The organism is Flavobacterium difficile, assembly GCF_011392115.1.
Classification (GTDB): domain Bacteria; phylum Bacteroidota; class Bacteroidia; order Flavobacteriales; family Flavobacteriaceae; genus Flavobacterium; species Flavobacterium difficile.
The window spans coordinates 211612-223715 of record NZ_JAAJBT010000003.1 but is presented as its reverse complement, the minus strand read 5'-3'; the positions used below and the strand labels follow the sequence as shown (position 1 = coordinate 223715).

The 12104-nt window shown below is 33.0% G+C and carries 15 protein-coding genes; 11 read left to right on the top strand and 4 right to left on the bottom strand.

Features of this window, described 5'->3' with window-relative positions:
- Positions 1 to 12: 12 nt before the first annotated feature.
- Genes G4D72_RS07100 through xrtF form a run of 3 tightly spaced genes read right to left on the bottom strand, consistent with a single transcriptional unit; the run spans position 13 to position 1437 of the window.
- Complete coding sequence (locus G4D72_RS07100) at positions 13 to 429, bottom strand: HYC_CC_PP family protein (protein WP_166076958.1); 417 nt, start codon at positions 427 to 429, stop codon at positions 13 to 15.
- A gap of 29 nt (positions 430 to 458) precedes the next feature.
- The gene (locus G4D72_RS13580) at positions 459 to 905 is read right to left on the bottom strand and encodes an exosortase F system-associated membrane protein (RefSeq protein ID WP_166076957.1); all 447 of its coding nucleotides are present in this window, start codon (positions 903 to 905) and stop codon (positions 459 to 461) included.
- Entirely contained in the window at positions 889 to 1437 is a 549-nt protein-coding gene (gene xrtF, locus G4D72_RS07090) for an exosortase family protein XrtF (RefSeq protein ID WP_166076956.1), read from the bottom strand. Before xrtF ends, G4D72_RS13580 begins: the two co-directional genes overlap by 17 nt.
- A gap of 71 nt (positions 1438 to 1508) precedes the next feature.
- Here xrtF and G4D72_RS07085 point away from each other — a divergent pair, with 71 nt between their 5' ends.
- The 11 genes from G4D72_RS07085 (at position 1509) to G4D72_RS07035 (ending at position 11418) form a co-directional block, all read left to right on the top strand.
- Positions 1509 to 1961 carry a GAF domain-containing protein gene (locus tag G4D72_RS07085; protein ID WP_166076955.1) on the top strand — a complete coding sequence of 151 codons (453 nt, stop codon included), beginning with the start codon at positions 1509 to 1511 and terminating at the stop codon, positions 1959 to 1961.
- Positions 1962 to 2092: 131 nt separating this feature from the next.
- Entirely contained in the window at positions 2093 to 2383 is a 291-nt protein-coding gene (locus G4D72_RS07080) for a TIGR03643 family protein (protein ID WP_166076954.1), read from the top strand.
- A 9-nt stretch (positions 2384 to 2392) separates the two neighbouring features.
- Positions 2393 to 2791, top strand: coding sequence for a DUF2452 domain-containing protein (locus G4D72_RS07075; protein WP_166076953.1), 399 nt, complete (start codon positions 2393 to 2395; stop codon positions 2789 to 2791).
- Positions 2773 to 3423: a flavin reductase family protein gene (locus tag G4D72_RS07070; RefSeq protein ID WP_166076951.1), complete on the top strand. Its 651-nt coding sequence runs from the start codon at positions 2773 to 2775 to the stop codon at positions 3421 to 3423. Before G4D72_RS07075 ends, G4D72_RS07070 begins: the two co-directional genes overlap by 19 nt.
- Before the next feature lie 3 nt (positions 3424 to 3426).
- A complete protein-coding gene (locus G4D72_RS07065) occupies positions 3427 to 4914 on the top strand; it encodes a cryptochrome/deoxyribodipyrimidine photo-lyase family protein (RefSeq protein ID WP_166076950.1) in 1488 nt (495 codons plus the stop codon).
- Positions 4915 to 5637, top strand: coding sequence for a YqjF family protein (locus G4D72_RS07060; protein WP_166076949.1), 723 nt, complete (start codon positions 4915 to 4917; stop codon positions 5635 to 5637).
- Entirely contained in the window at positions 5637 to 5774 is a 138-nt protein-coding gene (locus G4D72_RS07055) for a DUF2256 domain-containing protein (RefSeq protein ID WP_166076948.1), read from the top strand. Before G4D72_RS07060 ends, G4D72_RS07055 begins: the two co-directional genes overlap by 1 nt.
- Positions 5775 to 5835: 61 nt before the next feature.
- On the top strand, positions 5836 to 7371 hold the full coding sequence (locus G4D72_RS07050) for a cryptochrome/photolyase family protein (RefSeq protein ID WP_166076947.1): 1536 nt from the start codon (positions 5836 to 5838) through the stop codon (positions 7369 to 7371).
- 93 nt (positions 7372 to 7464) lie between these two features.
- Positions 7465 to 8757, top strand: a complete 1293-nt coding sequence (locus G4D72_RS07045) for a DASH family cryptochrome (RefSeq protein ID WP_207784879.1) — start codon at positions 7465 to 7467, stop codon at positions 8755 to 8757.
- Positions 8758 to 8856: 99 nt separating this feature from the next.
- Entirely contained in the window at positions 8857 to 9126 is a 270-nt protein-coding gene (gene rpsO, locus G4D72_RS07040; protein WP_166076945.1) for a 30S ribosomal protein S15, read from the top strand.
- A gap of 141 nt (positions 9127 to 9267) precedes the next feature.
- Positions 9268 to 11418, top strand: coding sequence for a polyribonucleotide nucleotidyltransferase (locus G4D72_RS07035; RefSeq protein WP_166076944.1), 2151 nt, complete (start codon positions 9268 to 9270; stop codon positions 11416 to 11418).
- Between the two features lie 71 nt (positions 11419 to 11489).
- Here the strand turns inward: G4D72_RS07035 and G4D72_RS07030 are convergent, their stop codons facing one another.
- On the bottom strand, positions 11490 to 12104 hold the full coding sequence (locus G4D72_RS07030; protein ID WP_166076943.1) for a hypothetical protein: 615 nt from the start codon (positions 12102 to 12104) through the stop codon (positions 11490 to 11492).

Genomic DNA, 12104 nt, shown 5'->3' with positions numbered 1-12104 from the left:
AACAATACTAAATTATGCGTAAAAAACTAATTGAGAATAAAGTTTATATAAAGGTGGTGCGTTGGAATCGCAATAGTAATCGGTGATTTTTTGAACTAGTGCATTACCTTCAACAGGAGTGATTGCTGAAGGTGTCTTAATTTCAAAAGGTACAGCTGTAAAATCGAACTGAAAAGCTTTCAAAATAGAATAATCAATTTTTTTATCTACTTTTATTTCTTCGTTAGAACAACAACTTTTTTCTTCAGAAACAACCGCAGTGGCACAACAAGAATCTTCTTCAGCAGTGTCAACTAACTTATTGTCTTGGTATACTAATGAAATATAAGCTATTTGATCATGACAAAAATGCATCACCAAGCTAGCACTACTATTTGCTAATAAAAGAAATAGTGCTAAAAAAAAGCTGATGTGTTTTTTGAAATTCATACTGCAAATTTACACATAATATTAATAACTTACTTATTATTAACACTTTTTTGATAAAAAAGCGCTGGAACAAACAAAATTAAAAATAAGGGTTGAATTAAAAATCTTCTTATGTAAAAAACAAATAAATAATCTGGTTGAGAAGAAAAGTTCAAAATTAGAAACAAAATTCCCATTAAAATTATAAAAAATACGATTAATAAAAAAGTCGTTAATTTTACAATTGAAACTTCTCCAAACAAAAAATAAAGTATTGCAACTGTAAGCATACTATTGATTAAATACCTGAAAAACAATCCAAAAAACAATTTAAAACCTTCATAGTCTGGCAAAGGTTTGTTTTGAATTTCACTCTGAAAAAACGCTATAAAGGGATCATAAAAAAGGCGGCTTTCGAAAGCTCTAATTAAAATTAAAGCCAGGATCAAAACACTAATTACGAGCCATCTCTTTTTGGATTTAATTACGCTTTGCATAGGCTGAAAATTTAATTACCCAAACGATCCACAATATAAAAACGACTCCGTAAATGACTAAAGGAAATACTATATTATGAAAAAATTCTTCATATTCGGGGTAGTAATATAAACCAACTGTTAGTAATGCAATTCTGAAAATATTTAAAATAAAAACTAAAACCGAACCAAATAAAATAAATAGAAAGGTAGTTTTAAAATTCGATGAAAAGGCAAATACAAAGGAAGCAAACAGAATGATTACACTAATTGCATTACAACCTTCAATAATTCTTGCCAAATAAGAATTGTAATAAATCACTTTATAGGAAGCTTGAGTATCATGTTTTACAACTTTACAATCTTTCCCAAAAAATTGTAAGGTATTTTCAGTTTGATGAGCAACAAATTCTGTTATTGCATCCACTTCATTACTTTCTACTTCAAACTGATTCAAATAAAATTTATACAAAAATGTAAAAATCATGTAGAATACTACGAACTTTAGTAAAAAAAGAAAAAATGGTTTGTACTGTTGGATGGTATTTTTCAAAACATTCGATTTTTAACAAAAATATAATTTTTACTAACGTATTAATACATAAATTTGTAAAAAAAATAAAAATGCAATTTGAAGACTTAAAACCTAAAGTAATTTCTATCGTAAACAGTGAAATTACAAGAGATGAAAAACTATTAGAAATTTGTAAATTATTAAATGCATCTATTGAATATTACAATTGGGTAGGCTTTTATTTCGCCAACCATGAAGCCAAAACCTTACATCTTGGTCCGTATGTTGGTGCAGAAACAGATCATACCGTTATTCCGTTTGGAAAAGGAATTTGCGGACAAGTTGCTGAAAGTAATTCCAATTTCGTTGTGCCAGATGTATCAGCTCAAGACAATTATATCGCTTGTAGTTTTACGGTAAAATCGGAAATCGTTGTGCCATTATTTGTAAATGGTGTAAATATTGGTCAGATTGATATTGACAGTCATGTAATCGATCCGTTCACCGAAAAAGACGAACGTTTTTTAGAATTTGTAAACAAACAAATCGCTACACTTTTTTAAAAACTACTGCTTTTACATACTAATCCGTAACTTAATTTTAGGTTACGGATTTTTTTATTTTAAAAACTTCTAATAATTCAAATAAAATTTATAATTTTGTTTAACTTTATTACAATTTAATTAAACAGAAAATGCCAGTTGCTCAAAAAACCGAATTAGACGACATTGCCATTGATAGAATTATCGAAATGGCATGGGAAGACAGAACGCCTTTTGATGCTATTAAATTTCAATTTGGATTAGCAGAAGCAGATGTTAAAGCTTTAATGAAAAAAGAATTAAAATTTTCAAGTTACAAATTGTGGCGTAAACGTGTGGAAAATTGCAAAACCAAACACGCGGCAAAACGCGTAGAAGGTATCGACCGATTCAAATGTAAGATGCAAAGAGCTATTTCTAATAATAAAATATCGAAAAGATAACCTAACATAATGAAAAAAAATATTCCTGATAATATTGTTTATTCTGAAAACGAAGGATACAATGCCAGCTTTTTACCTTATTCTACAAGTGTTGGCGCACCAATTATTAAAGTAGATGATGTAGCAGCCTGGAAAGGTCGTGGCGTAAGAAACGTAAACAAAGAATTTGAAAATAAATTTCAAGAATTGAAGTTAGAATATGATAAACTCATGGAAGAATTTCAATGGAATGAAATCATTTATAATGCTAAGTTTTCATTTGAACCTGTAATAGGCGAAATATACCATTTATATTCACATGAAAAAGGACATAATTTTTTATCATTAATTCCACCACACGAATGGAACAAAGAACATTTAGGAACTTTTCATTTAAACAGCGATAAAAAATGGGTGAAAATAGACTAATAAAAATTTCATTGGCAGAAATAAATGAAATGGAAAAACAACAACGTGTTCATTTTGCCAACAGTTTAGGAGGTTTTAAAAGTGTAGGTTTAATAGGAACTCAAAATAAATCAGCACAAACCAATTTAGCTATAATCGATTCTATTTTACACATTGGAAGCAATCCACCTTTATTTGGAATCATCTTTCGACCTGGAGTTGTGCCGCGTCATACTTTAGAAAATATTTTAGAAACTGGTTTTTATACCATCAATCACATCAACGAAAACATTTACAAACAAGCCCATCAAACTTCTGCGAGATACGACAGAGAAATTTCTGAATTTGAAGTTACCCAATTAACACCCAACTTCAAAAACAATTTTTTCGCTCCTTTTGTTGGAGAAAGCCATTTGCAATTGGCTATGGAATTTAAAGAAAAGATAGAACTCACCATTAACAATACGGTTTTAGTGATTGGTGAGGTGAAAGAAGTTTATTTTCCAGAAGCTTGTTTACAAAATGACGGTTTCTTAGATATTGAAAAAGCTGCAAGCATTACCTGTTCCGGATTAGATAGCTATCATAAAACCACAAGAATAGATCGCTTAAGTTATGCTAAGCCGAATAAAACAATTACATCACTACTATAAATTTTGTCAAAAAAAAAGGTAAATATTGTCTGGTTCAAACGCGACTTACGTATTCTAGATAACGAAGCGTTGTTTCATGCGAATCTATCAGGTTTACCGCTGTTGTTAGTATATATTTTTGAACCCTCAGTAATGAATTATGACGATTCAGATGTGCGACACTGGCGTTTCATTTATCAATCTATTCAAGAATTACAGCAGAAGTTACATACTTCTAACCAAAATTTTTATTTTTTTCATAACGAAGCGGAAGTAGTTTTTTCAGAAATCATTAAAAAATTTGAGGTCCAAACCATTTTTTCTCATCAAGAAATTGGGAATAAAGTAACGTTTGATAGAGACGTCGCCATGCAAGAACTTTTCAAAAAAAACAATATTATTTGGAAAGAATATCAAATGCATGGAGTCATCAGAAAATTAAAGTCGAGACAAAATTGGGACAAACGCTGGGAACAAGTCATGCGTGCCACACCAAAAATACTGAAAGAATCCGATGTAAAGACCGTTGAATTAGAAGCTGATTTTTATGATTCGATCAAAGGTAAAACCTTATCAGAGGAAATTACAACTCCAAATAAAAACTTTCAACTGGGTGGCGAAACACTCGCTTGGCGTTATTTAGACAGTTTTGTAAAAGAGCGTTATGTTAATTACAGTAAACACATTTCTAAACCAGCTTTAAGCAGAAAAGGCTGTAGCCGATTATCGCCGTATTTAACTTACGGAAATATCAGTATGCGAATGGTGTATCAATACACCAACCAGCATTATGAATCGGCAACAAATAAACGTGCGATTTTAAATTTTGTATCGCGATTGCACTGGCATTGTCATTTCATACAAAAATTTGAAGACGAATGCGAAATGGAATTTCAAAATGCGAACCGAGCTTATGATACTTTAATCAAACCAAAAAATGAAGTATACATAAAAGCTTGGCAAGAAGGAAAAACAGGCGTTCCGATTGTAGATGCTTGCATGCGCTGTTTAGTCGCAACAGGTTATATCAATTTTAGAATGCGTGCGATGGTGGTGTCGTTTTTCACGTTTAATTTATGGCAAGATTGGCGCGAATTGCATTTTTTAGCCCGACAATTTTTAGATTACGAACCTGGCATTCATTATCCGCAAATCCAAATGCAATCAGGAACCACCGGAATTAATACGATTCGAATTTACAATCCGATTAAAAACTCGGAAGAACACGATTCGGATGGCGTTTTCATCAAACAATGGATTCCCGAATTAGCAGAAGTTCCCGTTCATTTGCTTCACGAACCTTGGAAAATGAACGAAATGGAACAACAGTTTTACAATTGCAAAATCGGAAAAGACTATCCTGCTCCGATCGTTAACATCGAAGAAACCAGAAAATATGCCAGTGATATCGTTTGGAGTTTCAGAAAAAAAGACGAAGTCAAACAAGAAGGAAAACGCATTTTACAAAAACACGTGAGCAATCCAAATCGGAAAACAAAAAGGAAAACATAAATGGCATTATTTTTAAAAGCAAATTGGGAAGACATCATTATGGCAAATTATGAAATTGATCCAGCAATTTTATTGCCCTTTTTACCCAAAGGAGTGGAGTTAGATTTATTCAACAACAAATGTTACATAAGCTTAGTGGGATTCATGTTCAAAAACACAAAAATTTTTAACATTCCCATTCCGAAATTTGGCACATTTGAAGAAATCAATTTGCGATTTTATGTGAAGAAAACAGAAAATAACACCATTAAAAGAGGTGTAGTTTTTATAAACGAAACCATTCCTTATCCTGTTGTAGCTTGGGTGGCCAATAAATTATATAAAGAACATTATACGGTAGTACCAACGAAACACAAAAAAATAAAAGATAAAGAAAACCAAAGCATCACGTTCGAATGGGAAGTTGAAAAAAAATGGCAAAGCATAGCAGTAACTTCTTTATACCATACTGAAAACATGGAGAATGAAAGTTTAGAACAATTCATTTACGAACATTATTATGGTTATACTAAAGTGAATGAGTACAAAACAGAGGAATACAAACTGCAACATCCTAGCTGGAAAACCAGAAAAGTACTCCAGTATAAAATTGATTGTGATTTTGAAGCGATGTACGGAAAATCATTTGCTGTTTTAAACCACACGGAACCAGAAGCCGTATTCATTGCAGAAGGTTCGGCAGTTGGAATCGAATGGAAAAGAAACAAACTAAAATTTGAATAATGCGTGGAGTTAAAAAAGAAAATCTGCCAAGTAAAATCTGCGTTGTTTGTCAGAAACCATTCACTTGGCGAAAAAAATGGGAAAAAGTTTGGGAAGAAGTGAAATATTGCAGCGACAGATGTAGAACATCTAAGTAATTGGTAAAAGTGAATGACTTTTAAATTTCGATAATTCGCTACAAAAATAAAAATCAAAAAAATGTCAAAAACAATACGATTAATTTTAGGTGATCAATTAAATATTAATCATTCTTGGTTTCAAACCTGCGATGCATCCGTTACTTATGTTTTAATGGAAATTCGTTCTGAAACGGATTATGCTACACATCACATTCAGAAAATTGTAGGTTTCTTTTCTGCCATGCGAAATTTTGCTTCGGAATTACAATCGAAAAACCATCAGGTGATTTATATTCATTTAAACGACACCTCTAATTTACAAGCATTTGATAAAAATATATTGCATCTTATTAATGAAAATAACTTCACCCATTTCGAATACCAACTTCCTGACGAATACCGTGTGGATGAACATTTGAAAAACTTTTGTCAAACACTTGCAATTACTTCTTCTGTTGTGGATTCCGAGCATTTTATGAGTTCTAGAGCAGAATTAGGCACTTTCTTCGAAGGCAAAAAAACCTTTTTGATGGAAAGTTTTTATCACATGATGCGAAAAAAGCACCATGTTTTAATGCAAGGCGACAAACCATTAACAGGAAAATGGAATTACGACGGCGACAACAGAAAAAAATTACCGAAAGACCACAAGCCTACTCCACCACTTGTTTTTAACACCGATGTATCTGATGTGCTCTCAGAAATTCAAAAAAATGACATAAAAACTATTGGAACTATCGATGCGAAAAATTTCGTTTGGCCCACAACAAGAGCACAATCTTTACAATTATTAGATTTTTTTGTTACGGAATGTTTGGCGCTTTTTGGAAGCTATCAAGATGCAATGACACCCAACGAATGGTCGTTATATCATTCTAGGATTTCGTTTTCTATGAATATTAAACTGATTGCTCCTCTAGAAGTTATCAATCGCGCGATTGAAGAATGGAAAAAAAGACCTAATGAAATTGAATACAATCAATTAGAAGGTTTTGTCCGACAAATTATCGGTTGGCGCGAATACATGCGTGGCATCTACTGGAATAAAATGCCAGAATATGCTACAATGAATTATTTCAACCATGAAAATAAATTACCCGATTGGTTTTGGACAGGCCAAACAAAAATGAATTGTTTGAAAGATGCCATCCATCAATCTTTAAATTACGCTTACGCGCATCACATCCAAAGATTAATGGTTACTGGAAATTTTGCCCTTTTAGCAGGAGTACATCCTGATGAAGTAGACGCTTGGTATTTAGGTATTTATATTGATGCTATTGAATGGGTTGAAATAACTAATACTCGCGGCATGAGTCAGTTTGCAGATGGTGGAATTGTTGGCACAAAACCTTATGTAAGTTCCGCTTCGTATATGGATAAAATGAGTCATTATTGTGGCAGTTGTTTTTATAAAAAAGCAATTAAAACTGGTGAAAAAGCATGTCCATTTAACAGTTTATATTGGAATTTTTACGACAAAAACGAAGATAAACTAGGAACAAATCCAAGAATTGGCATGATGTACAACGTGTGGCGAAAAATGAAACCCGATGACAAAGCCGCATTATTACAACAAGCCGATTATTATTTAAAAAACATCAATAAATTATAACCTCAAAGGAGGAATAATTGGATGGAAACTATTAACAATAAAATCCTATTTACCCCTAATAGGAATTCCCCCTTTGGGGGTTAGGGGGCTAACATGATAAAAACAGCATTAGTTTGGTTTAAAACCGATTTACGATTAGAAGACAATGAAAGCTTAGTGAAAGCCATTGCAAACAGCAAAGAAATTGTACCGGTGTATTGTTTTGACGATTCTCATTTTGAAACTACCCCTTATGGTTTTAAAAAAACAGGTGGTTATAGAGCACAATTTTTACTGGAATCGTTACAAGATTTAGATGCGAATTTAAGAAAATTAGGTTCTGGATTACTGATTGTTAAAGGTAAACCAGAAGTGGAGCTTCCTAAAATCGTTCAAGAATACAAAATTCAAAAAGTATATGCAAAACGCGAAGTCGCCTTTGAAGAAAAACGAACTGAGAAAATGGTGCAAGATGAATTATTCAAATTGCGATGCGAACTAGAAACTTGCAGTACAAGTACGTTATATCATGCTGAGGATTTACCGTTTTCAATTAAAAACATTCCAGATGTGTTTACCAATTTCAGAAAGAAAACGGAAAAAGACGCAATCATAAGAAAATCGTTCGAAAAACCAACCGAAATCCATTCTCCGGAAATTCCAGCGTTGCAACTTCCTTCATTAGATGCTTTAGGCTTAAAAAAAGTAACCATCGATAAACGTGCCGCTATTCAATTTAAAGGCGGAGAATCTGAAGCTATTAAAAGATTGAACCATTATTTTTACGAAACAAAATGCTTATCCAAATACAAAGAAACCAGAAACGGAATGGTGGGTGCAGATTATTCGTCTAAATTTTCTGCTTGGTTAGCCATGGGTTGCATCTCGCCACGTTACATTCATACTGAAGTTAAAAAATATGAAAAAGAATTTGGCGCGAATGATTCTACTTATTGGTTAGTTTTCGAATTGCTTTGGAGAGATTTTTTCCGTTTTATGTTTAAAAAACACCAAACTAAATTTTTCTTGTATTCAGGTATTCAATCTGAAAAAGTCAATTCCAAATCATTGAACGAAAAATTGCTATCACAATGGAGTAACGGAGCAACACAATCCGATTTCATCAATGCTAATATGATTGAATTAAAAAATACCGGATTTATGAGTAATCGAGGCCGACAAAATGTAGCCAGTTATTTTTGCAATGAATTGAATATGGATTGGCGTGTAGGAGCTGCTTATTTCGAAGAACAATTAATTGATTATGATGTATGTAGCAATTGGGGCAATTGGGCTTATTTAGCTGGAGTTGGTAATGACCCAAGAGATCACAGATGGTTTAACATAGAAAAACAAGCTAATGATTACGACAAAAAAATGGAGTACCGAAACTTGTGGTTAAAATAAAAAAACAGTAGAAACTTGTAACTTCAGAAATTAATTGTACATTTGCACCCGTATTGAGACAAACTCAATCTACATAATAATCATTTAAATAATATTAGCATGTATTTGACTAAAGAAACAAAAGCAGAAATCTTCGCTAAACACGGAGGAAAAGCAGAAAACACAGGTTCAGCAGAAGGACAAATTGCGTTATTCACATTCAGAATTTCACACTTAACGGAGCACTTGAAAAAAAATCGTCACGATTATAATACTGAAAGATCATTAGTACTTTTAGTAGGTAAAAGAAGAGCTTTACTTGATTACTTAAAAAAGAAAGATATCTTAAGATACCGTGAGATTATTAAAGAATTAGGAATTAGAAAATAATATACTAAAGGGGCTTTGTGCCCCTTTTTGTTTACAAAAAAAGCACAAAAAGTTTGGTTTTTCATTGGGTTAGACACAACTACAACAACTACACAACAACAACACAACTAACCCTTTGTATAACCTTTGAGAATTAAATTTATGATTCCACAATTATTTGTAGAAAAAATCGATTTAGGTGATGGCAGAAGCATCACAATCGAGACAGGTCGTCTAGCCAAACAAGCTGACGGTTCTGTAGTAGTAAGAATGGGTGATACGATGATCCTTGCCACAGCGGTAGCCTCTCGTAACATCAATCCAAGTGTAGATTTTTTACCTTTAACAGTAGATTATCGCGAAAAATTTGCAGCCGCAGGTCGTTTTCCAGGTGGTTTCTTCAAAAGAGAAGCACGTCCAAGTGATAGCGAAGTATTAACAATGAGATTAGTTGACCGTGTTTTACGCCCACTTTTCCCAGATGATTACCACGCGGAAGTACAAGTTATGATTCAATTAATGTCGCACGACGAAGAAGTAATGCCTGATTCATTAGCAGGTTTAGCCGCTTCAGCAGCATTAGCGGTTTCAGACATTCCTTTTCACAACTTAATTTCTGAAGTACGTGTGGCGCGTATCGACGGGAAATTTGTGATCAACCCAAGTAGAGAAGACTTAGCAAAATCTGATATCGACATGATGATTGGAGCTTCAATGGATTCTGTTGCGATGGTTGAAGGAGAAATGAAAGAAATTTCAGAAGCAGAAATGGTAGAAGCTATCAAATTTGCTCATGAAGCTATCAAAGTTCAAATTCAAGCGCAATTGCGTTTACAAGCTGCTTTTGGTAAAAAAGAAATTCGTACTTACGAAGGTGAGAAAGAAAACGAAGAAATTTACAAAAAAGTAAAAGCTGCAGCTTACGATAAAATTTACAATATCGCTAAAGTGGGTTCTGCTAAGCATGAAAGAAGTGCAGCATTCGCTGAAGTAAAAGAAGAAGTAAAAGCTTTATTTACAGAGGAAGAATTAGCAGAAGACGGAGATTTAGTGTCTAAATATTTCTACAAAACAAACAAAGAAGCCGTTCGTAATGTAGTATTAGAATTAGGTGTTCGTTTAGATGGTAGAAAAACAACTGATATCAGACCAATTTGGTGTGAAATTGATTATTTACCAAGAGTTCATGGTTCTTCTTTATTTACACGTGGAGAAACACAAGCTTTAGCTACAGTAACTTTAGGAACTTCAAGAGAAGCAAATCAAATAGATTCTCCATCTGAACAAGGTGAAGAAAAATTCTATTTACATTATAATTTCCCACCTTTCTCAACAGGTGAAGCAAAACCTTTAAGAGGAACTTCAAGAAGAGAAGTAGGTCACGGAAACTTAGCGCAAAGAGCGTTAAAAAACATGATTCCTGCAGATTGTCCTTACACCATTCGTGTTGTGTCTGAAGTATTAGAATCTAACGGTTCTTCTTCAATGGCTACAGTTTGTGCTGGTACGATGGCGTTAATGGATGCTGGAGTTCAAATGGTAAAACCAGTTTCTGGTATTGCAATGGGATTAATTACTGACGGTGAAAAATTCGCAGTATTATCTGATATTTTAGGTGATGAAGATCACTTAGGAGATATGGACTTCAAAGTAACTGGTACTGCTGACGGTATTACTGCCTGTCAAATGGATATTAAAATTGATGGTTTGCGTTACGACATTATGGAGCAAGCTTTAGATCAAGCTCGTGAAGGACGTTTACATATTTTAGGAAAATTAACTGAAACAATAGCTACACCAAGAGCTGATGTTAAGAAACATGCTCCAAAAATTATTACCAGAACGATTCCTGGAAACTTTATTGGTGCATTAATTGGACCTGGTGGAAAAGTAATTCAAGAATTACAAAAAGCTACTGGAACAACAATTGTAATCAACGAAGTGGACGAACAAGGAGTAGTTGAAATCTTAGGAACTGACCCAGACGGAATCGCTACAGTATTAGCTAAAATTGACTCTATTATCTTCAAACCAGCGATGGGTGAAGCTTACGAAGTGAAAGTTATTAAAATGTTAGATTTCGGTGCGGTTGTGGAATATACAGCAGCTCCTGGAAACGAAGTTTTATTACACGTATCTGAATTAGCTTGGGAAAGAACTGAAAATGTGACTGATGTAGTAAACATGGGTGATGTATTTATGGTGAAATACTTAGGTGTTGATCCTAAAACTAAAAAAGAGAAAGTATCTAGAAAAGCTCTTTTACCAAGACCTCCAAGAGAAGAGAAAAAAGACGACGCTCCAAAAGCCTAATCTTTTCAAATTCATATATAAAAAACCCGATAAAATAATTTATCGGGTTTTTTTTGTATAATTACTTAAAATTAAAAATTCCAACTTCCTGAAATTCCGAAATTAATAGATTCTCCGCCAAAATGGTCTTCAATTTTTGAATTAAACAAATCATATGGTGCATACTGATAATTGCAAAACACACCAAAACCACCGTACATAATTTTTAATCCTTGAGAAATAGCCACAGTATTAAGTGTGGGTGATAAATCTATTTCTTTATACTTTTCGTCTTCTGGTTTACTGTAATGCAAATACCTCCAACCTAAACCTGAATTAGATTCAATATGGAAAACTTCATTCTTAGATTGATATAAAAATCGGGTATATCGTAACCCTAATAAAAAAGCAGATTTACTTCCATCTAAAATTACATTTTCTCCATTAAATGTATAATTAATCGCATTCCCTTGCACCACTCCACTTACTTCCAATCCGAAATCTATAAACTGTTTTTTACCAATTTTTGTTCTAAAATATATTCCGGAATTTATAGTGCTTTCATATTTATTAGCTAAATCACCTAAAGGAATTCCGTAACTCACCTCAACAATATTTCTTTTAAAAACATCAATTTTAGGAAAAACAATTGTGTCTTGCGCTTGTAATTTTATAGCAAACAAAACAAAAAATAATACTTTTCTCAT

Bases quoted from the DNA above. Each gene is read 5' to 3' on its own strand.
- G4D72_RS07100 (WP_166076958.1), bottom strand. From the start codon at position 429: ATGAATTTCAAAAAACACATCAGCTTTTTTTTAGCACTATTTCTTTTA.
- G4D72_RS13580 (WP_166076957.1), bottom strand. From the start codon at position 905: ATGCAAAGCGTAATTAAATCCAAAAAGAGATGGCTCGTAATTAGTGTT.
- G4D72_RS07085 (WP_166076955.1), top strand. From the start codon at position 1,509: ATGCAATTTGAAGACTTAAAACCTAAAGTAATTTCTATCGTAAACAGT.
- G4D72_RS07080 (WP_166076954.1), top strand. From the start codon at position 2,093: ATGCCAGTTGCTCAAAAAACCGAATTAGACGACATTGCCATTGATAGA.
- G4D72_RS07075 (WP_166076953.1), top strand. From the start codon at position 2,393: ATGAAAAAAAATATTCCTGATAATATTGTTTATTCTGAAAACGAAGGA.
- G4D72_RS07070 (WP_166076951.1), top strand. From the start codon at position 2,773: ATGGGTGAAAATAGACTAATAAAAATTTCATTGGCAGAAATAAATGAA.
- G4D72_RS07060 (WP_166076949.1), top strand. From the start codon at position 4,915: ATGGCATTATTTTTAAAAGCAAATTGGGAAGACATCATTATGGCAAAT.
- G4D72_RS07055 (WP_166076948.1), top strand. From the start codon at position 5,637: ATGCGTGGAGTTAAAAAAGAAAATCTGCCAAGTAAAATCTGCGTTGTT.
- G4D72_RS07050 (WP_166076947.1), top strand. From the start codon at position 5,836: ATGTCAAAAACAATACGATTAATTTTAGGTGATCAATTAAATATTAAT.
- G4D72_RS07045 (WP_207784879.1), top strand. From the start codon at position 7,465: ATGATAAAAACAGCATTAGTTTGGTTTAAAACCGATTTACGATTAGAA.
- rpsO (WP_166076945.1), top strand. From the start codon at position 8,857: ATGTATTTGACTAAAGAAACAAAAGCAGAAATCTTCGCTAAACACGGA.
- G4D72_RS07035 (WP_166076944.1), top strand. From the start codon at position 9,268: ATGATTCCACAATTATTTGTAGAAAAAATCGATTTAGGTGATGGCAGA.
- G4D72_RS07030 (WP_166076943.1), bottom strand. From the start codon at position 12,104: ATGAGAAAAGTATTATTTTTTGTTTTGTTTGCTATAAAATTACAAGCG.